Raw genomic sequence first — 20,062 nt, forward strand, 5'->3', positions numbered from 1 at the left:
AAAACAATATGGAAATGCCTCAACTGCTGGTTCTTTTGATTTTTGTCGCGACGATGGGTGCGCTTATCTTTACCAATCGTCGCCCTTCAGCTATTTTTGGCGGATGCATGCTTGCGCTTTTATTGACGCAACAATTGCGCTTTGAACAAGTGCTGGCAAACGCCACTAATACCGGTTTGGTTACCCTGGTTCTTTTATTGATTGTGAGTCAGTCAGTAGACAAAACAGCATTCATAAAGCGCTTGGGACGGGCAATTATTGCAAACACCTACACGAAAAGCTTCATTCGTATGTTTGCTGTTACCTTTGCATCCTCGGCATTGCTGAATAATACTGCGGTAGTGGCAAGCCTTATCGGACCGATAAAACAAAATACGCAGCATCCACCATCCAGATTGCTCATTCCCCTGTCCTATGCTGCTATTTTGGGTGGCACGGTGACATTAATTGGCACATCGACAAACCTGATTGTGGACAGTTTCTTGATTGAGCACGGGCATCCCGGCTTTGCGTTTTTCGACTTTACCCTGTTTGGACTAAGCGCCGGCATAGTTTGCGGCATTCTTATGTACTTTCTCCATCCGCTTTTACCCAAAATGAAAGCAAGTGAATCAAACTATACTAGCTACCTGCTGGAAGCAGATGTAGAATCCGGCTCGGAACTGATTGGTAAAACGGTTGAACAAAACCATTTACGCAATCTCCCTGAGCTCTTTCTGATTGAAGTGGTGCGAAAAAACAAAATTATCTCGCCAGTTTCTCCGCAATTTATTATTCAGGAAAGCGATAAGCTTATTTTTACCGGGAATATCAAAAAAATCGAGAACATTGAACACATTAAAGGGCTCACTATGTTTGCCGAAGCAGATGGGCTCTTACAAGAAAATCTCACTGAAGTGATTGTTTCAAATCGCTCTACCTTGATAAATAAAACGCTTAAAGAAGTTGGCTTTAGAGCCCTGTTCGATGCTGCTGTTGTTGCAGTAAGACGAGATGGCGAGGCGATTTCAGGCAAGATGGGTGAATTGAAACTTAAAGCGGGAGACTTTTTACTTCTTGCAACCGGTAATGACTTTCAAAAACGCGATAATATCGCGAAAAACTTTTTTGTAGTCTCCGAGCAAAAATTAAATCGAAAACTGCTTTCCTGGCAGGAATGGCTGACCTTACTGGGTTTTGTTGGCACAGTCACCCTCGCTGCATTAAACCTGGTGCCTTTGGCCGTAGGATTGTTATTTTTTGCTGCGGTTCTTTGCGCCGTAAAAGTGTCTTCTTTAAACGAAATCAAGCGTAACTTACCACTTAATTTAATCATTGTAATTGTAGGCGCTTTATCGCTCGCTTCCGCTTTGGAAGACTCCGGGATAATCACAGCAATGACGGGATTTTTTAAGCCGCTGTTGCTTGATACAAACCCAATCTATGCCTTGATTTGTGTATACCTTCTTACAATGCTATTGACTGAGTTTGTTACCAATAACGCGGCGGCTGCGCTGATGTTTCCTTTCGCTTACGGTATTGTGAACGCCATGGGGCTACCCATTATGCCTTTCGCTCTTGCTGTTGCGTTTGCCGCAAGCGCAAGCTTTATTTCACCCTATGGTTATCAAACCAATCTATTAGTGTTTAGTGCCTCTGATTACAAGTTTTCTGATTTTGTCAAAATAGGTACGCCAATATCCGTTGTATATGGCACGGTAGTGTTGAGCTTACTTTCGCTTGTGTATTTTTAGGCACTAACAACTCATTTTTTGTCTTGATGTTTTTCGATGATCAAATCTGCATAACTTCGCAATTTGTCTTTTTGACGCAAATGCGCAAAAGGATCTGACTTTTCAGCGGTGTTTTTATCGGTCAGATCCCCAGCTTTTACTCTACTCTCTCTCTCGTTTTCATTTGTTTGCTTCTTAAATGAGAGAATACGGGCAAGTGCTGAATTTTTGTCCGACTTATCAGCTTGGCTTTGCTTTCGTTTGTTATACCAATTGTTCAGCAAAAAAAATGCAAAAATTGCGATAATCCAAACCAGCCATTTGAGGATAAATGACCAACCTACAGATGCATTGTCAGATTGAGCGGCATAGGCTAAATAGTCCTGATGCACCTGCCCTACAATCAATACAAACACAATTAAGGCAATTAGGCTTACTAGTAAAAATTTATACTTACGCCAGAGTAGCCCAGATAATATAATATTGATGATTTTATTCATTTACCCTACCCGAAAATATTAAAGCCAAGCACTGCAAGTACTGCAAGCAAGCCTTTTTCTTTAATGGCTGAATAAATTTTCCCCTCTTCTTCCTGCACAATAACTTCCAGTTCATCTGGCTCAAAGTCTTCTGGCTTTTTTTGCATCAATACAATTCGCGTTTTGGCGCGCTCAATGGCCTTATCGCGTATGGTTTGCTTTATCTTATTGTTAAGTGTTGTAAATGGATTATTCAAATGAGTCCTTAATAAACAGTATTTCGCTGAGCGTGAATGCTAATTAACCTCAACTGGTAAGTATATAAGCGCATTTCTTAAAAGGCTATGCTAACGAATGGTTTATGGAAATTGTTTGACGCGATCGTAGTAACCGTAGAGGGCTGGCAGTTTAAAGCGTCGAAATCATGGATGATTTCGTCGAGCGCCCATGGATGGGTTCACTGCGTCTTGAAACTGCCAGCCCTCTACGGTACTACCATTGCTTCGCCTGCGTATTGACCATTCGTTAGCCTTATCTCCAAGCCTCAAATTATAAAAAAACACTAAATTTCATATGTTATGCCATCGGACTATTGATATGTTTCAAGGGTTTATATAGTATCCACGTATCGACGCAAGAGACAGATTATGAAAAGCACAAATTTCCGTCACCATCATCACAACACATAACCTTTCAGGTATGTGCTTGGAAGGTCGTGTTCCTTCCAAGATGGCGAATTCAGAAATTTGAAGCCCTCGGAAGGAAACTTTCGGGGGTTTTTCCTTTTTATTCGAGTTATAAATTTTACATAATCACAAGCTAACCGCTAAGGATGAAACATGAGCGATAGTAGTAGACTGAGAATAGCCGTTCAAAAGTCAGGACGTTTAAGCGATGACAGCATTGCCGTACTTAAAGCCATAGGGATCAAGTTGCAGATCCGTGACCGCTTGCTTATTGCTCATTCTACCAACCAGCCAATCGACTTGCTCAGAGTCAGGGATGATGACATTCCTGGCCTGGTAATGGATGGTGTGGTGGATTTAGGCTTTATTGGCGAAAATGAGCTTGAAGAAAAAATGCTTGAGCGTAAGGCTGCTAATAAAAAGCACAATTTTAAAACCCTGCGTCGGCTCGATTATGGCGGCTGTCGTTTATCTATCGCCGTACCAAACGAAATGAAATATAAAAATGTCACGTCACTTGAAGGGAAAAAAGTCGCAACGACTTACCCATTTTTGCTCGAACGCTTTTTTGCAGAAAAACAGGTAAATGCTCAGGCTGTTATGCTAACAGGCTCTGTTGAGGTTGCGCCGCGAGCAGGCGTGGCAGATGCCATTTGCGATTTGGTGTCAACAGGAGCAACCCTTGAAGCGAACGGCTTGCGAGAAAAGGATGTGGTTTTTAAATCAAAAGCCGTACTTATTCAAAAAGAAGAAGCATTAACTGAAGAAAAGCAAGCGCTTGTTTCACGATTATTGCCAAGGATAGACGGTGTGATGCAGGCCAAAGAAAGCAAATACATCATGCTGCATGCCCCTAAAGCGTATTTGGAACAGGTAAAAAGCTTATTGCCGGGTGCAGAGAATCCAACGGTCTTGCCGCTTTCCGGTCACGATGATCGCGTTGCCGTTCATGTCGTTAGCTCCGAAACCCTCTTTTGGGAAACCATGGAAAAGTTAAAAGCCTTGGGCTGTAGCTCAATTTTAGTCATGCCGATTGAAAAAATGATGGGGTAATAACATGAGTATCGGTGAAATCATTCAGTGGTCCTCTTTAACAGCAGCGCAAAAAACGCAAGCACTTACACGACCGGCACTTAGTGACTCTTCGCTACTGCAAGATACGGTAAAGCGTATTATTCAACGTGTACTTGACGAAAAAGACGAGGCAATATTAGCGTATAGCAAAGAATTTGATGGGGCAGACCTGTCAAGCCTCAGGCTGCCAGTTGAAGATATTGTGTCGGCACAAACACAGGTGTCGGCAGAGGTGCGAGCGGCAATCGATTTAGCATATTCCAATATACGAAGCTTTCATGAAGCGCAGTTTCCGCAAGACATAAAACTTGAAACACAAAAAGGGGTTTTATGTGAACAAAAACATGCCCCGCTTGAAAAAGTTGGGCTTTATATTCCCGGCGGCAGTGCCCCTCTTCCCTCTACCGTATTAATGCTCGGGGTGTGTGCGCAAGTGGCAGGATGTAAACTCCCCATTTTATGCACACCGCCTTCACGACAAGCCAAGGTCGCACCCGAAATATTATATGCCGCCAGCAAGTGTGGTATTGAACATGTTTATTTATGCGGAGGTGCACAAGCAATCGCTGGAATGGCATTTGGTACGCAGAGTATTCCTAAAGTAGATAAAATCTTTGGCCCGGGAAATAGCTTTGTGACTGAAGCAAAACAGCAAGTCAGTCAGCGAGTGGATGGTGCAGCCATTGATATGCCGGCGGGCCCATCTGAGGTCTTAGTGTTAGCAGACGCGAATGCAAACCCTGCATTTGTGGCGTCAGATTTACTCTCTCAAGCGGAGCATGGTAGTGACTCCCAAGCTGTGCTTGTAAGCAATGATAAGGCGCTCATAAAGGCGACGCAGCAGCAAGTCTTACATCAACTTGCCACCCTTCCAAGAAAAGATATCGCCAGCCAGTCTATCGCCAATAGTCGTATCATTTTAACTGATTCCATGCAAGAAGCCGTTGAAGTGAGCAACGCCTATGCTGCCGAACATTTAATTGTGCAAGTCGATAACGCGCGAGATTTACTTCCTCGTCTTGCCAACGCGGGAAGTATTTTCTTGGGCGCATACTCGCCTGAATCAGCAGGTGATTATGCCAGCGGTACCAATCATGTGCTGCCTACCTATGGCTATGCGCGCAATTATTCCAGTCTTGGTTTATTGGATTTTATGCGTCGCTATACGGTACAAGAGTTAAGTGAAGAAGGCATTAAAGGAATTGGGCCTGCTATTATGGCATTGGCACAAGCTGAGGGCTTAGATGCTCACAAGCAAGCTGTCGCATTAAGACTTAAAGCCTTAGGCGTCCTTAAAGACAATGTGGAGTCAATAAATGAGTAGTTGGCTGGATGCGTTATGCAATCAACATGTACGCGACTTACAACCTTATGAGTCTGCAAGACGCTTATTTTCATCTGACGGTGCCGGAACGGGCGAGAATTCGCAAATTTGGCTTAACGCCAATGAAGCGCCAGAAGCGGAAAAAATAGAGATTGATAGCAGCCTTTTTAACCGATATCCAGACTGTCAGCCACCCGAGCTTATTAAAGCGTATGTCGACTACTGCGGCCTTGCCGCTTTAAATGCAGCGGCCGAAGACGCAAATCATGCGCGTGTGATTGCAACTCGCGGCGCGGATGAAGGCATCGAGCTTATAATCCGCGGCTTTTGTGAAGCAGCAAAATCGAGCGTATTGATCTGCCCGCCCACTTATGGAATGTATGCAATTAGTGCGCAAACCTTTAATGTGGGCGTTCACAAAGCACCTCTGAAAGCCGATTTTAGTCTTGATATTGAAGCAATGTCTGATTATGTAGGCAAGGTTAAGGTAGTTTTCTTATGTTCACCAAATAACCCCACAGGCACTCGCATTGCTCAAAATGATATTATTCGCGTGCTCGAATTATTTAAAGATAAGGCACTCGTGGTGCTTGATGAAGCCTATATAGAGTTTGACAGTGCCCATGCGCAAATTGGCCTGCTCAAAAGCTACGAAAATCTGATCATTCTGCGTACCTTGTCTAAAGCTTTTGCGCTAGCCGGTATACGTTGTGGCTTTTTAATCAGTCGCGCTGCAATATGCGATATTTTAATGAAAGTTATCGCGCCCTATCCTGTTCCCGCTCCAGTTGCTCAAGTCGCCAGACTCGCACTAACCTCAGAAGGCCTTTCCCGCATGCAAGAACGTGTGCAGCAATTGCAGTCGGGGATTAAGTTTATTACTGAGCGACTCAAAGCCATTTGTGAGCTTGAAATCGTTGGCGATACCAAAGCTAATTTTGTGCTCTTTAGATCTGCGCATAATCCTAAACTAATGAAATATTTGGTGGCTAATGGCGTGATTATCCGCGACCAAAGTAAGCAGTTAAATCTGCAAAACTGCTTGCGCATCACGGTGGGAACGCCTACACAAAACGCACGCTTGATAGCACTAATCGAAAAATTTTTTAAACAGTTATCTGAAAGGAACGCCTCATGAGTCAGCAGGCCATTTTATTTATCGACCGAGACGGAACCTTAGTTGAAGAGCCCCCAATCGATAAGCAGTTAGACTGTCTACAAAAGCTTAAATTTGAGACAAACGTCATCCCTGCCTTGTTACATTTAATGCAAGCGGGCTTTAGGTTGGTTATGGTGTCTAATCAGGATGGACTAGGCACCGAAAGCTTTCCACAAGCAGATTTTGACGCGCCTCACAATGCGATGATGGATGTGTTTCAATCACAAGGGATTCATTTTGATGATGTGCTTATATGTCCACATTTTCCCGAAGATAACTGCGCTTGTCGTAAACCCAAATTAGGGCTGGTAAAAGACTACTTGCAAGAAGGACGCGTCGATTTTGCTCGCTCCTATGTGATTGGCGATAGAGCTACCGATGTTCAGTTGGCAGAAAATATGGGCATAAAAGGTATTCAATATCATCCTAAGCAGATGAACTGGGACGCGATAGTGACTGCTTTAACCACTTCTCCCCGTATTGCTAAAGTCACGAGAAAAACCTCAGAAACGGATATAATGGTTGAGGTCAACCTGGACAGCAAAGCAAAATCAGATATCAGTACCGGCATCGGTTTTTTTGACCACATGCTTGATCAAATTGCCACTCACGGCGGCTTTTACCTGAATCTTCAAGTACAGGGAGACTTGCATATTGATGACCATCACAGTGTTGAAGATACCGCACTGGCCCTTGGTGAAGCTCTCAAAAAGGCACTAGGTGACAAACGCGGGATTGGCCGCTTTGGCTTTGTACTGCCAATGGATGAATGTCGAGCAGAATGTGTACTGGATATTTCTAATCGTCCGCATTTGCAATTTGATGCAAACTTTACGCGTGAAAATGTGGGTGAAATGGCCACTGAAATGGTACCGCACTTTTTCTACTCTATTGCGCAGGCAATGGGCCTGTCCTTGCATCTATCAACGACAGAGGGTAATGCCCATCATCAGGTTGAAAGCTTATTTAAAGTGTTTGGTCGAGCCTTAAGACAAGCCATTGCAAAACAAGGTGATGCAATGCCTAGCTCTAAAGGAACCTTGTAGCAATTATGAAGCAAGCATCATGAAAAAAATTACCATCATCAATACAGGTTGCGCAAACATCTCCTCTGTTCGTTTTGCCTTTGAGCGCCTTGGCGTTAAGGTCAATGTCAGTGACAATGTTGATGAAATTCGCGGCGCTGACAGACTCATTTTACCCGGCGTGGGCGCAGCGCCTGCTGCCATGAAGAGCATCGAAGCCAAGCAATTGAAGATGTGTATTCAATCACTCTGTCAGCCGGTTTTAGGGGTGTGCCTTGGCATGCAGCTCATGGTTAAAGAATCTCAGGAAAATGATTTGGGTAATGCTGCTACTACCCCTTGTCTTAACTTGATGGACGGTCAAGTCAAGCGCATGCAGGTAGGCGATTTACGCCTGCCTCACATGGGTTGGAACGAAGTCACTAGCGTGTATGACAATCCCTTATTCAAAGGCATAGATGATAAAACACACTTTTACTTTGTGCATAGCTTTGCGCTTGAACAGTACGCAAACACTCTGGCTACCTGTGATTACGGCATGCGCTTTTCAGCTGCCATTCATAAAGACAACTTTTACGGTGTACAGTTTCACCCAGAGCGCAGCAGCGATGCGGGCGCACAACTTCTAAGCAATTTTCTGAATATTTAGAAGCGATGCAATACTCTTATTTAAAAATAACAGGCAATTTAAACGATGATTATCCCTGCAATTGACTTAATTGACGGTAAGGTAGTGCGCTTGTATCAGGGCGACTATCAGCAAACGACCGAATATCAGTATGACCCGATTGACGTTGTAAAGCGTTATGCCAAAGCTGGCGCAGATGTGCTGCACATTGTTGATTTAACTGGTGCAAAGGATACACAAAATCGTCAACTTTCATTAATAAAATCAATGGTCGCGACGAAATTGATGCGCTTTCAAAGCGGTGGCGGCATTCGTAGCAGGCAGGATGTGCTTGATCTCTTGGGAGCAGGCATAGAGCGGGTTGTGGTTGGTTCAAAAGCGGTGACCGATAAAGAGGAAGTGGCAAGGTGGTTTGAAGAATTTGGTGCTGAGCATATTGTACTTGCACTGGATATCAATATTGACGAGCGTGGCAACAAATTTGTTGCTACTCACGGATGGCAAAAAGATTCGGGGGTGAGTATCGAGTCGCTTATTCAGTTTTATCAAACCGTAGGTTTAAAGCATGTGTTGTGTACAGATATCAGCCGTGACGGTACGCTCAAAGGCGCTAACGAATCCTTATATGGTGCCTTAGTGAATGAATATCCGGATATTGACTGGCAAGCGTCTGGAGGTATTGGAAGTTTAGAGGATATCAACAACTTAAAGCCAACGCGTGTTCAGGGGGTGATATTGGGTCGCGCATTGTTAGAAGGTAGATTTACGCTTGAGGAGGCGATCGCGTGCTGGCAAGACGAATAATTCCCTGTTTAGATGTGCGTGACGGTCAGGTCGTTAAAGGCGTACAGTTTCGCAATCACGAAATTATTGGCGATATTGTTCCACTGGCGCAAAAGTATGCGCAAGCGGGTGCGGATGAACTGGTGTTTTATGATATTACCGCATCCAGCGACAAGCGCGTTGTGGACAAAAGCTGGGTGAGTAAAATTGCGCAGGTCATCGATATTCCCTTTTGCGTAGCAGGCGGCATCAAAACCATTGACGATGCAGGCAATATTCTCGAAATGGGCGCTGATAAAATTTCTATCAACTCCCCTGCACTTGCCAATCCTCAATTAATTACCGATTTATATAATACATTTGGCCAGCAATGTGTCGTTATAGGGGTTGATAGTTTCTATAACAAAGATACACAGCAGTATGAGGTGTATCAGTTTACCGGTGATGAAAGGCGCACTCAAAAAACCCAGTGGCAAACAGCGGACTGGGTGAAAGAAGTGCAAATGCGCGGTGCAGGCGAAATTGTACTAAACTGTATGAATCAAGATGGCGTGCGTCAAGGCTACGATATTGAGCAACTCTCGCTTATTCGCAAAGCCGCTCAAGTACCGCTTATTGCGTCAGGTGGTGCGGGTGAAATGCAGCACTTTGCCGACGTTTTTAAGCTCGCCGATGTTGATGGTGCGCTGGCAGCCTCAGTATTTCACAAAGGCATTATTGAGATTCAGGCTCTAAAACGCTTTTTGCGAGATCACAGCGTTGCTATGCGAGCCTAAGGCTTTAAACGCGGTGGGCATATGAGGCAAACGAACATTTAACATAAAAGAATTAACCAATGAAAATTACTAAGCAAAATATGGATACCCTGGCTTGGGAGAAGGGAGACGGATTACTTCCATGTATCGTCCAAGATGCACGCTCTGGTGTGGTATTGATGCAAGGCTTTATGGATGAGGCAGCCTTGACAAAAACCTTGGACACCCGATTCGTCACCTTTTTCAGCCGTTCAAAACAGCGATTATGGACAAAGGGAGAAAGCTCAGGCCATACCCTTGAGTTGGTCGATATTAGTGCCGACTGTGATGTTGACAGCATTCTGGCACTGGCCACTGCCAATGGGCCAACATGTCACAAAGGAACGACTTCCTGTTACAACGACGCGGCTTATAGCGACTTTAGCTTTATTGCAGAACTGGAAAATGTACTTTCTGGGCGCAAAGGAGGTAACCCGGAAGAGAGCTACACCGCCTTTTTGTACGATAAAGGCATAAAACGTATTGCGCAAAAAGTGGGTGAAGAAGGCGTTGAGGCCGCACTTGCAGCGGCCGTAAAAGACAAAGAGGAGTTAAAGAACGAATCAGCCGATTTGCTATATCACTTAATTGTGCTTCTGCAAGCCAGCGATTTATCTTTAAAGGATGTTATCCACGTTTTAAAAGCGCGGCATAGTGAATAATAAAATTTATTATTTTTCAGTCATTTATAATATATTCTTAATTTTTTTAAAAAATGCCTATTGAATATCTGTCAAGCGTTCCTATTTATTAATTGTCGGCGCCGAAAGGGTCGACAAACGACATCGCCGAATAGTCGGGATGTGTAAATTAATTAGTTTTAAACATATTGCTTAATAGGAAGGATATGACTATGCGTACTATCGATTTATCTCCACTATACCGTTCATTTATTGGTTCAGACCACTTGGCATCATTAATTGATGCTGCTACTCGTCATGAAAAACAAACGACTTATCCCCCGTACAACATTGAGTTGACAGGTGAAGATAAGTATCGCATTACCATGGCGATAGCCGGTTTTTCAAAAGACGACGTCACTATTGAGGTGCAAGAAAACACCCTAAAAGTGACCGGCGCGAAAGCCAATGAGTCTGACGAAAAATCTTCTAACAATGAAGACGAAAGAAAATTTCTGCATAAGGGTATTTCTGAGCGAAATTTCGAACGAAAATTTCAGCTCGGCGATAATGTAAAAGTGCTTGCGGCCGATTTAGAGCATGGCTTGTTGCATATTGATTTAGAGCGCAAAATTCCAGAAGCGCAAAAGCCACGCCGGATTGAAATAGGCAGTAAGCTAATCGAAAACAATTAATTTTCGATAATTTCTAAACGTCTCCCTTATGTCAAGGCGCTCAATTGAGCGCCTTTTCGATGTTTCCCGCTCCTGTAAAAGCGTTTTCAGCGCTTTTTAGCGCTCTCGCTCATCCCGAATTGAGATTAACTACAACCTTATGAATACGATTGCAGTGGTCTGATGACTGTTTATTTATTGTTCAAATATAGGTAACATGCGCGCTCTTTTTTCAACCAGCTTAAACGTTTAAGTTAAGGCAATTCCATGTTTAAACCTTTAATAAGAGAGCGTGCATGAAGTCATTTTTGTTTGTTGTGAACGGTATTATCGTCTTTCAGATATTCAGTGGTAATAGCGTGCAGGCACGCACCAACGCGCATGTCACTGCAAATCATTCGCTTTCTATGTTTATATGGTCAAATGAATTAGCACCTATCATCTCCACAAATGAGCCTTATTCCAAAGTTTCTGAAATTGAAAACTATCAGGGAATTGTTGTAGACGTGCTTAAGGATTTCATGAGAAACGAATCTCTCTCCCTCGAAATTCACTTAAGCAGTCGAAACAGAGGAGAACGCGATCTATACAACAATGCATTTGATTTCAGCATCCTGGCACCTGATTGGGTGCGCTCACCTGAAAACCTTATATTCTCTCAGCCTATATATACCCATCGCGAATATTTATATGCGCTAAAGCCATTTGAATCTGACAAACTTGAAGAAAGTATCAAAAACAAACGAATTTGCACTCGCTTTGGCTATAAATTCTATAGCGTTCAGCACTTTTTTGATCAACAAATTGCTAAACGCATAGATAGCCGAGAAGAAGCCGGAGCATTTGACATGCTTTTGCGTGATCGCTGTGATTTTGTGCTGACTAACGAATTTGTTGCAGACGCAATTATTGAAAAAAATCAGCTTTCACAAATTGTATATCGCTCTGATTTTGCCGTTGATGAAGTGGATTTTACCTTTGCATTTCATCCTAGCAAGCAAGCATATCGTGATACGCTTGACACGCACATACGGCGTTTGCACGACAGTGGAGAGCTTTCTGCATTTATTGTTAAGCACCGGAACCGTATTGCCACTGATGGACTGGTGCTAAGTGACTAGTAGCACGCTTTAAGCGGCATAAGTGCTAAGTGGGATCTTCAGGTAGTGCTTTCCATTGCTTTCCGCCGTCGGCAGCTTGCCTGCTCTTATATTTACTTGAAGGGCTGGCATTAACAACATTGGGGTCGCCAGAGTCGCATCCTGGCTTTGTCGCAAGCGAACAAATTCATCTTCACGAATGCCGATGTGTGCATCAATATTGTTGCGCTTTTCTTCTAGCACACTTGTTTCCCAGGCAAAATAGTTCCGTTTTGGAGACTGGTAGTCGTGCCCAACGAAAATACGCGTTTTATCTGGCAAAGACAGAATTCGCTGAATGGATTGATACATGGCTCTTGCACTTCCATTAGGAAAGTCTGCTCTGGCAGTACCAATATCTGGTAACAAAATCGCATCTCCGACAAAAACAGCATCTTCAACCCGGTAGCTAACGCAGGCTGGCGTATGACCCGGCGTGTGTATCACTTCAATTTGTAAATGGCCTAAATTAAGTATCTCCCCGTCTTCACATAAATAATCAAACTGACTGCCATCACATGCCAAGTCGCCGTTCAAATTGAAAATTTCGCTGAAAGTCGTTTGTACTTTTGTTATATGCTCACCAATGCCAATCAGACCGCCGCGTTTTGCCTTCAAATAATGTGCACCAGATAAATGATCTGCATGTGCATGGGTCTCAAAAATCCACTCCAAATTCAGGTTATTGTCATCCAAAAAATGCACAATAGTATCTACGAAATGACATTCTACTTTGCCCTCCCCCAGCTCATAGTCCAAGACGGGGTCGATTACTGCGGCTTGTTTGCTCGCGATATCAGCTACAACATAGCTTATGGTGTTGGTCGGCTCATGAATAAATGGATGGATGCAGAGCTTGCTCATGGATTTTTCCTGGTTCACTATTTTGATGAATACTGCTCACTATTTTTAGATAAATGATGCGATGCTTCTTCTAAATCTATCCGTCGGGCCTGAATTAAGTTTTCAGGCACAATGTGGGTCGCAACAATGACACCCTTGTTTTCAGATAATGTTAAAATCAAGGTCGATGCAATTTGTATATTTTCTTCATCAAGCGCTTCAAAGGGTTCATCAATAAGAATAAAATCTGCGTTGCTCAGCAAAGCCCTCGCGAGCCCCAGACGTTTTCTCTCTCCCCCCGATAAGCGCCTGCCTCGTGTACCTAGCCATTCGTCCAAATTCGCAATGTACGAAAGTCCAACTTGCTCAAGCGCTTCAAACAAGCTTTTGTCGCTGGCTTGTGAATTGGCAATCTTCAAGTTTTCTCGGACTGTGTCTGAGAGCACAATAGGGTTTTGCTCAATGTAGAGTATCGAACACAGGTGACTTTTATCTTGCGGATTTACTACTGACGATGACTGAGCTTCAAGCTGCCCCTTCATTTTAAAAATCCGTTGTCCGTCAAAGTTTAATAAGCCAGCAATTGATTGAAGACAACGACTTTTGCCACTCCCTGAACTCCCAAGAAACAAGTGAAGCGTCTTTGTCTGAAAAAAAGCATTTATACGCAAACTCGAGAGTTTATCTGGTTGAAAGCCTTGCAGCGTAATAGACTCAATACCTTGTGTGTTTGAGCCAGCTTTTCTTATAGCATCTTTTCTTACTGAATATGTATCGTTGAGACTTTTCTTTATTGTATGTTTGGCATCGAGGTATTTGATCAATTCTGTTTGAGTCGCAAGTGTCGGAGTCAACCAATCGTTGACCGCCAACAGCGACATTGGCACTACAATAAATAGGGCGTTTCCAGCAGATATGGATGATGTGACAACAAGTAAATACATCAGTGCAAGCATTGCAGCGGTAAATGTTAAAAGACTAGCTGCACGAATAAGACTTTGCTGATGGGCAATCCCCTGCCTTAACTCTTGAAGACTTGGCTCCCTAAAGAGCGCATTATTTTGCAGGTGCCATAAAGAAGCACACTCAATGTGTTTGGTAAGCGCGTACTGATAGCGACGCTTTGCTTGTGCAATACGCAGACTTTTTTTAAGCATATAGACCAATAACCCCAGGTAGATAAAAATAAACACAAGGGTAAATGCAAACAGTGTGGTGGCAGTTTCAGGAATAAGAAAAAGGCATGAAATGTTCAGTAAAGTAAGCGCAAGCAGCAAGCCTGCATTTTGCGCCACAAACGCCATCCAAATGCTAGCCACCTCCTCGGTTTTATACTGCATGGCATCCAATGCATTTTCTCGCGAAGTTTCAACTTTGTTCTCTAGTGCATTAAATATAAATAGACGCAAAAGCGCCAGGCGCTGTAGTAAATAATGGTGCCCAGCTAACATGCTGAAATAACCCGAGCTTATTCGTAAGAGCGCAAGCGCGCGAATAGTAACTGCGGGTAGCATATAATTGAATCCAGGGGCAGCAATACTTGATGCTGCAATAAACCAGGAGGCAAAAAGCAAAATTAATAGTCCCGAAATCAAGTGTGTGAATGCGAGCAACAAGCTGAGTAACAAGCTGGTTTTACGTGCACCGTGATAAGCATTTACGGACATTGTGAAACCTCAATCTTTCCTGCCTGAATATGCCAGTGCTGTGTAAACCATGCGTGTGGCAGCGACTTATGAGAGGCCCATATCACCGTTTTATGATGAAGTTTTTCGCGAATTAGCTGCGTTAGGCGTTCATGTTGCTCTTGAGTTAGGTGCGCCGTAGGCTCGTCTAGTAAAACCACGTCTTTTTGCAACAAAAGAACGCGGGCAAGCGCAAAGCGCTGCGCTTCCCCCCCTGAAAGTGGCGGACAGTCGCCCATCGGAGTATCAAGTCCATCGCGTAATTTTGCATACCAAAAGTCGAGCTCTACTTCATCAAGCGCTTGTAGCAATTGAGATGAAGAAATATCTTTGCGCCCTAAACTCAGGTTTTGTTTAACGCTTGCATCTAAAAAAGCCGTATTCTGAGTGAATAAAGCAATATTGCCTTGTAACGCGTGTGACCCTTCTTTAAACCCTATCAAAGTTTCCAGAAGAGCCGTTTTCCCTGCGCCAGATTTTCCCTCCAACAATACCCAATCGCCTGAATGTAAGGTTAATTTGCTCGCATGGAGTCGCGGTTTATCACATTGAAAATTAAGCCATGCAAAACCTGTAAATGGGACACTGTCGGTATCATTGAATTGATTGGCATGTTGACCTAATGATCGGGCACGTTGCCCTGAAACTTTTGCACTGGTAGAGCGTGTATCAAGTACGGCTGTCAAGTGAGCAGAAGCCGCTTCTGCCTTGGCTTTTTGATGATAATATTTTCCCAGCAACCTGAGTTCAGAAAAGAGCAAGGGCGACACGAGGAGCATGAATAAACCAGTGTGCAGATTAATGTCGGGGCCAACATTTATTTCACCGAGCATAGAAAATCCGATGAAAACCGCCACCAATGCAATTGAAATCGTGCTAAAAAAATCAAGGACAGTGGAGGATAAAAACGCAATTGAAACCACTTTCATGGTGTTACGATTTACAATAATACTTGCTTTGTCCAGTCTCTGAGATTGTTGGGAGTGTTGCCCCGTCACGGTAATTAAAGGCAAGGCTTTCAAGCGATCGGAGAACATATCAGAAAGGCGCTCAAGGGCAATAAAATGCTTGCGATGCAAGGCTGCCGCGCCCTTTCCAACAAGTATCATAAATAAGGGTAAAATGGGCAGTGTTAACAAAAGCGTTAGCGCCACCACATAATTAATAGGAAAAATAACAAGCAGCGCCAAAGCAGGAGCAATCGCAGATAAGCGCTGTTGAATCGAATATTGCGCAAGATAATTTGCGATATCACTTATATTTTCAAGAAGCAGTTGACGCCAAAAGGCTGAGCTATATTGGCGGACGAGGGCAAGTTGGTGGCGATAAAGTTGGCTATGAATTGCGGCCTCAAGCTTTGCTTCTATCCTATTTTTAAGCCGCTGGGCAAAAAGATCTGCAGCAAAAACACTTAATCCCCAAATACATGCAGAAAGTGCCAGCAACAGTAAATATTTGGAAGACACAACTTGATGTCCCTCGACTATCATTTTTTGCGCTGTGTTGTCGTATGAAGTTACTTGGTGCATGGACAAAGCGAAAAACCAAAATGTACTTATTTGGGCAGCAAACTGCGCAACTCTCAACGCAAGCACGCCAAGTTGATAAGCTTTAATTTCGGCAGACTTTATGTCATTACAAAAGCGCTTAAACCGAATTTGTTCAGTCTCATTAACCTGGATTGCCTGCGTTGATGCATTTACCATTATTTGTCTTCCGTACGATCCATATCTTCTGTGGATTCAAGCCACATCGCATTGATGATGCCAAAGGCACAAGCAAGCAATACCCCTAATATCCAGGTGAAATACCACATAATCTATTCCTCCAATTAATAAATAGCGTGTGATTTATTGAGATCTGATGCCTTAATGCGACCACGCATGACGTAAAAGCCATACGCGGTATAGGCAAGTACAATAGGGACAAATATGCAGGCAACGATAAACATGGTTTTTAATGTTAACAACGATGAAGTCGCGTCCCATATCGTCAAGCTTGCGTTTGGCATGGTGCTGCTAGGCATTAAAAACGGAAACATCGAAAAACCGGCGGTCAGGATAATACCTGTTATGCTTAACGCGCTTGAAACAAAGGCATAACCACTGCGGCCTGCGTAGGAGAATATTGCACAGCCCAAAGCAGCTGAAATGCCTAAAGCAGGCGCGATAATCATCAACGGATAATTGCTGTAGTTATTCAGCCATGCGCCGCTCACTAACTCGACCGTTTTGTTTAAAGGATTGCTAGTTGCAGATGTAAAGTTCGGGTCAAGCGTTGAACTGATTACAAAACCGTCAACACCAAATGCCAAATAAAGCCCCGCCAGGCTAAATAGAGCGGCCGTGGCTAATGAAAGAAGAAAAGAAACCGCTCTTGCACGCTGGTACAAGTTGTCTTCTGTTTTAAGCTGCAAATAGCTAGCGCCATGATTAAGCAACATTGCAACAGATACCAAGCCCGCCAATATAGCAAAGGGACTAAGTAAACCGAAGAAGCTTCCTGTGTAAGTCGCCTTTAAGGTATCGTCCAGTTCAAAGGGCACACCTAGAAGCAAGTTACCAAACGCTACACCAAAGATGAGAGCTGGAATAATTCCTCCGGCGAAAAGCAACCAGTCCCACATCAAGCGCCACTGTTTATGCGGTAATTTTGCACGGTAGTCAAAGCCAAGCGGACGCATCCATAAAGCAATAAGCGTGATTGACAGCGCCAAATAAAACCCCGAAAACGCAGTAGCATAAATCATTGGCCATGCTGCAAAAATAGCGCCACCGGCGGTAATAAACCAAACCTGATTACCATCCCAATGCGGGCCAATGGTAATGATCATAATGCGTCTGTCTTCATCGCTTTTACCCACCAAGGTAAGAAGCGCTCCTACGCCTAAATCAAAACCATCCGTAACCGCAAATCCGATTAGCAAAACACCCACTAATCCCCACCAAATTATTCGTAGCATTTCATAATCAATCATGAGTGTGCTCCTTGTGCTTGTGTCGCTTGACTGTTTACACCGATTACCGCGCTTTCTTCTAATGCTTGTTCTGCCTCAGCAAAAGTGGCTGATGGGCCTTTGCACGCATATTTCTGCATCAGGTAAAAGGCGGCAATGAACATTAAGGTATAAAAGGCTGAATAAGCGATCATGGTTGTCACAACATCTGCAACAGATAAGTTAGAAACGGCTGTATGCACAGGTAGTATCTCTGCAATGGACCATGGCTGGCGACCATATTCAGCTACAAACCATCCCGCCTCAGACGCTATCCACGGTAAAGGTAAACTCCAAAGCGCTGCTTTTAATAACCATCGTGGTTTGGTAATTTGATGCTTTGTAGAATAGTAAAAGGCACATACGAAAAGCACTAACATTGCAAAGCCACTAGCGACCATTATTCTAAAACTCCAGAAAAGCGGAGCAACTTTAGGAACACTGTATTCCACTGCTTTTTTCAAGGCTTCTTCGCTTGGTTGTGTAATATCCTCAGCAAAAGGTTCAAGCAGCATGGCATAGCCTAGATTGTCTTTATGCGTCTCAAATTGCTGGATTTGCGCTTCAGTAGCCTCGCCACTGCGCACAGAAGCAAGTACTTCATAAGCCTTTATTCCTGAAAGAATACGCTCGCGGTGAGCTAATTTGTGCTCTTTTAAACCGGTCACTTCTTCATCCAGTGAGCGCGTTGCAATTATTCCCATGGCATACGGAATTTGAAGCGCATACTCCACCTCTTGCGTTTCGTCATTTGGGAAACCAAACACGGTAAAAGGGGCTGGTGCGGGGTGTGTTTCGTACTCTGCTTCAACCGCTGCTAATTTTACTTTTTGCACATCACCTAATTCATATCCACTTTCGTCCCCTAAAACAATGACCGAAAGCACCGAAGCAAGACCAAAGCTTGCCGCAATAGCAAATGAACGCCTGGCGAAAGCGATATCTTTTCCTTTTAATAGGTAGTAAGAAGAAATTGCCAAAACAAAAACCGCAGCGGTCACATAACCGGCAGATACGGTATGTACAAATTTAACTTGTGCAACCGGATTAAACATCACTTCTGTAAAGCTAGTCATCTCCATTCGCATAGACTCAAAATTAAATTCTGCGCCAACTGGATATTGCATCCAGCCATTTGCAATTAAAATCCAAAGCGCAGAGAAGTTTGATCCTAAAGCAACAAGCCATGTGGTCATCAAGTGTTTAACTTTAGACATTTTGTCCCACCCAAAGAAAAACAAACCAACAAAGGTAGACTCCAGGAAAAAGGCCATTAAGCCTTCGATGGCAAGCGGCGCGCCGAATATATCGCCCACATAATGCGAGTAGTAAGACCAATTCATACCGAATTGAAACTCCATCGTAAGGCCTGTGGCTACCCCGATGGCAAAGTTAATACCAAACAGCTTGCCCCAAAACTTGGTCATTTGTTTATAAATTTCTTTCCCGGTCATGACATACACCGATTCCATGATGGCTAAAAGAAAAGATAAACCCAAAGTCAGGGGGACGAAGATGAAATGGAACATGGCAGTCATAGCAAATTGCCAACGAGAGAGTTCCACTAAGGTCTCGTTCATGATGCTTCTCCTAATGAGCGTAAGTAAGAAAATTCCTATACCTAACTCACTTGAGCACAAGTTATGCCAATAAAATAAATTGATATAAGGTTCTGAAAAATATAAAGTATTTTACTAATATAAGTGGATCAAAGCATGCTGGATAGCAATCTCGCCATAAATGACAAAGCTGAATGCCAATAATGACACTCAGCTTTTATTGTTATTCCGGTTAAAAAGAAGAAAATTCAATAATTATTCGCTTATGGTTTTTTGCAAAGTAAATGCACCTCGCAATTCATCCAGCGTAAACCCCGTGGCAGAGTCTTTCGGATATTGCGTATTAATATGCTTTAATAAGCTTTCATTAACGTTAGAGCCATGACACGCCAGACAAACCTGCGACGTCTCAATCGCTTTCATGTAATAAAAGCTCGTATCATCTATCTTGCTTACATGTAAGTCAGCCGCAGACTTGCCTCCTTTATACGCTTTATCGAATGCTAACATGACACCGCGTTCCCATTCATTCGGCGCGTTATCAGGATTTCGCACACCTAAACTGGTGCGCGCTAATGTCCAGCCATCGGTAGACAAAGAACGAGCAATTTCGGGCGCTTTATCTTTACAAACCGTAACGGCATGGGCTAAACCCTGCTCTTGAATGGCGCTTGAAAGCTCACCTTTGAGCTGCGTTGCAAATACTTTAATTTTCTCGTTCGCCTCCCTTTCAAGCGTGGCTTCCTGCGAATGTTGGGCAAGCAAAGTGAAACTACTTGTTAAAATAAAAAGTCCGGCACATACGCTCACTAGTTTTAATGCTCTCGGGTTCATTTGCCGCCTAATACATGTTGATATTGTATTGTTTTTCATTATCGTCCTC

At 43.5% G+C, this 20,062-nt stretch carries 20 protein-coding genes and 1 other annotated feature; of the genes, 11 read left to right on the forward strand and 9 right to left on the reverse strand.

What is annotated here, in order from left to right:
* Positions 1 to 8 precede the first annotated feature (8 nt).
* Positions 9 to 1,733: an SLC13 family permease gene (locus D6V41_RS13820; RefSeq protein WP_136252115.1), complete on the forward strand. Its 1,725-nt coding sequence runs from the start codon at positions 9 to 11 to the stop codon at positions 1,731 to 1,733.
* A gap of 11 nt (positions 1,734 to 1,744) precedes the next feature.
* Here D6V41_RS13820 and D6V41_RS13825 read toward each other — a convergent pair whose 3' ends face one another.
* Together D6V41_RS13825 and D6V41_RS13830 are read right to left on the reverse strand one after the other, a co-directional pair.
* Entirely contained in the window at positions 1,745 to 2,212 is a 468-nt protein-coding gene (locus D6V41_RS13825; protein ID WP_136252116.1) for a hypothetical protein, read from the reverse strand.
* Positions 2,213 to 2,217: 5 nt separating this feature from the next.
* Entirely contained in the window at positions 2,218 to 2,448 is a 231-nt protein-coding gene (locus D6V41_RS13830) for a hypothetical protein (protein ID WP_136252117.1), read from the reverse strand.
* Positions 2,449 to 2,855: 407 nt separating this feature from the next.
* Positions 2,856 to 2,975, forward strand: a sequence feature (His leader region).
* A 55-nt stretch (positions 2,976 to 3,030) separates the two neighbouring features.
* Between D6V41_RS13830 and hisG the strand changes: the two genes are divergently transcribed.
* The 10 genes from hisG (at position 3,031) to D6V41_RS13880 (ending at position 12,079) form a co-directional block, all read left to right on the forward strand.
* Positions 3,031 to 3,930 carry an ATP phosphoribosyltransferase gene (hisG, locus tag D6V41_RS13835; RefSeq protein ID WP_136252118.1) on the forward strand — a complete coding sequence of 300 codons (900 nt, stop codon included), beginning with the start codon at positions 3,031 to 3,033 and terminating at the stop codon, positions 3,928 to 3,930.
* A 19-nt stretch (positions 3,931 to 3,949) separates the two neighbouring features.
* Positions 3,950 to 5,275 (forward strand): histidinol dehydrogenase, encoded by a 1,326-nt coding sequence (gene hisD / locus D6V41_RS13840; protein ID WP_421907811.1) that lies wholly within the window; start codon positions 3,950 to 3,952, stop codon positions 5,273 to 5,275.
* Positions 5,268 to 6,413 carry a histidinol-phosphate transaminase gene (hisC, locus tag D6V41_RS13845; RefSeq protein WP_136252120.1) on the forward strand — a complete coding sequence of 382 codons (1,146 nt, stop codon included), beginning with the start codon at positions 5,268 to 5,270 and terminating at the stop codon, positions 6,411 to 6,413. The genes hisD and hisC overlap by 8 nt, the downstream gene beginning before the upstream one ends.
* Entirely contained in the window at positions 6,410 to 7,480 is a 1,071-nt protein-coding gene (hisB, locus tag D6V41_RS13850; RefSeq protein ID WP_136252121.1) for a bifunctional histidinol-phosphatase/imidazoleglycerol-phosphate dehydratase HisB, read from the forward strand. Before hisC ends, hisB begins: the two co-directional genes overlap by 4 nt.
* A gap of 19 nt (positions 7,481 to 7,499) precedes the next feature.
* Entirely contained in the window at positions 7,500 to 8,108 is a 609-nt protein-coding gene (gene hisH, locus D6V41_RS13855) for an imidazole glycerol phosphate synthase subunit HisH (RefSeq protein ID WP_136252122.1), read from the forward strand.
* A 45-nt stretch (positions 8,109 to 8,153) separates the two neighbouring features.
* Positions 8,154 to 8,891 (forward strand): 1-(5-phosphoribosyl)-5-[(5-phosphoribosylamino)methylideneamino]imidazole-4-carboxamide isomerase, encoded by a 738-nt coding sequence (hisA, locus tag D6V41_RS13860; protein ID WP_136252123.1) that lies wholly within the window; start codon positions 8,154 to 8,156, stop codon positions 8,889 to 8,891.
* Positions 8,873 to 9,646 carry an imidazole glycerol phosphate synthase subunit HisF gene (gene hisF / locus D6V41_RS13865; protein WP_136252124.1) on the forward strand — a complete coding sequence of 258 codons (774 nt, stop codon included), beginning with the start codon at positions 8,873 to 8,875 and terminating at the stop codon, positions 9,644 to 9,646. The genes hisA and hisF overlap by 19 nt, the downstream gene beginning before the upstream one ends.
* Positions 9,647 to 9,705: 59 nt before the next feature.
* Entirely contained in the window at positions 9,706 to 10,326 is a 621-nt protein-coding gene (gene hisIE, locus D6V41_RS13870) for a bifunctional phosphoribosyl-AMP cyclohydrolase/phosphoribosyl-ATP diphosphatase HisIE (protein WP_136252125.1), read from the forward strand.
* Positions 10,327 to 10,517: 191 nt separating this feature from the next.
* Positions 10,518 to 10,979: an Hsp20 family protein gene (locus D6V41_RS13875; protein ID WP_136252179.1), complete on the forward strand. Its 462-nt coding sequence runs from the start codon at positions 10,518 to 10,520 to the stop codon at positions 10,977 to 10,979.
* 275 nt (positions 10,980 to 11,254) lie between these two features.
* A complete protein-coding gene (locus tag D6V41_RS13880; RefSeq protein ID WP_136252126.1) occupies positions 11,255 to 12,079 on the forward strand; it encodes a substrate-binding periplasmic protein in 825 nt (274 codons plus the stop codon).
* 9 nt (positions 12,080 to 12,088) lie between these two features.
* Here D6V41_RS13880 and D6V41_RS13885 read toward each other — a convergent pair whose 3' ends face one another.
* The 7 genes from D6V41_RS13885 to D6V41_RS13915 all read right to left on the reverse strand — a co-directional run bounded on the left by D6V41_RS13885 (position 12,089) and on the right by D6V41_RS13915 (position 20,013).
* Complete coding sequence (locus D6V41_RS13885) at positions 12,089 to 12,961, reverse strand: MBL fold metallo-hydrolase (RefSeq protein ID WP_136252127.1); 873 nt, start codon at positions 12,959 to 12,961, stop codon at positions 12,089 to 12,091.
* 17 nt (positions 12,962 to 12,978) lie between these two features.
* Positions 12,979 to 14,607: an ATP-binding cassette domain-containing protein gene (locus D6V41_RS13890; protein WP_136252128.1), complete on the reverse strand. Its 1,629-nt coding sequence runs from the start codon at positions 14,605 to 14,607 to the stop codon at positions 12,979 to 12,981.
* Positions 14,598 to 16,331, reverse strand: a complete 1,734-nt coding sequence (locus tag D6V41_RS13895; protein ID WP_136252129.1) for an ABC transporter ATP-binding protein/permease — start codon at positions 16,329 to 16,331, stop codon at positions 14,598 to 14,600. Before D6V41_RS13895 ends, D6V41_RS13890 begins: the two co-directional genes overlap by 10 nt.
* The gene (gene cydX / locus D6V41_RS13900; protein ID WP_136252130.1) at positions 16,331 to 16,441 is read right to left on the reverse strand and encodes a cytochrome bd-I oxidase subunit CydX; all 111 of its coding nucleotides are present in this window, start codon (positions 16,439 to 16,441) and stop codon (positions 16,331 to 16,333) included. Before cydX ends, D6V41_RS13895 begins: the two co-directional genes overlap by 1 nt.
* A 15-nt stretch (positions 16,442 to 16,456) precedes the next feature.
* On the reverse strand, positions 16,457 to 17,602 hold the full coding sequence (cydB, locus tag D6V41_RS13905; RefSeq protein WP_136252131.1) for a cytochrome d ubiquinol oxidase subunit II: 1,146 nt from the start codon (positions 17,600 to 17,602) through the stop codon (positions 16,457 to 16,459).
* Complete coding sequence (locus D6V41_RS13910) at positions 17,599 to 19,200, reverse strand: cytochrome ubiquinol oxidase subunit I (protein ID WP_136252132.1); 1,602 nt, start codon at positions 19,198 to 19,200, stop codon at positions 17,599 to 17,601. Before D6V41_RS13910 ends, cydB begins: the two co-directional genes overlap by 4 nt.
* A gap of 234 nt (positions 19,201 to 19,434) precedes the next feature.
* A complete protein-coding gene (locus D6V41_RS13915; RefSeq protein ID WP_168711046.1) occupies positions 19,435 to 20,013 on the reverse strand; it encodes a Tll0287-like domain-containing protein in 579 nt (192 codons plus the stop codon).
* Positions 20,014 to 20,062 lie beyond the last annotated feature (49 nt).

Origin of the sequence: Ningiella ruwaisensis (assembly GCF_004798935.1) — a bacterium.
GTDB lineage: Bacteria > Pseudomonadota > Gammaproteobacteria > Enterobacterales > Alteromonadaceae > Glaciecola > Glaciecola ruwaisensis.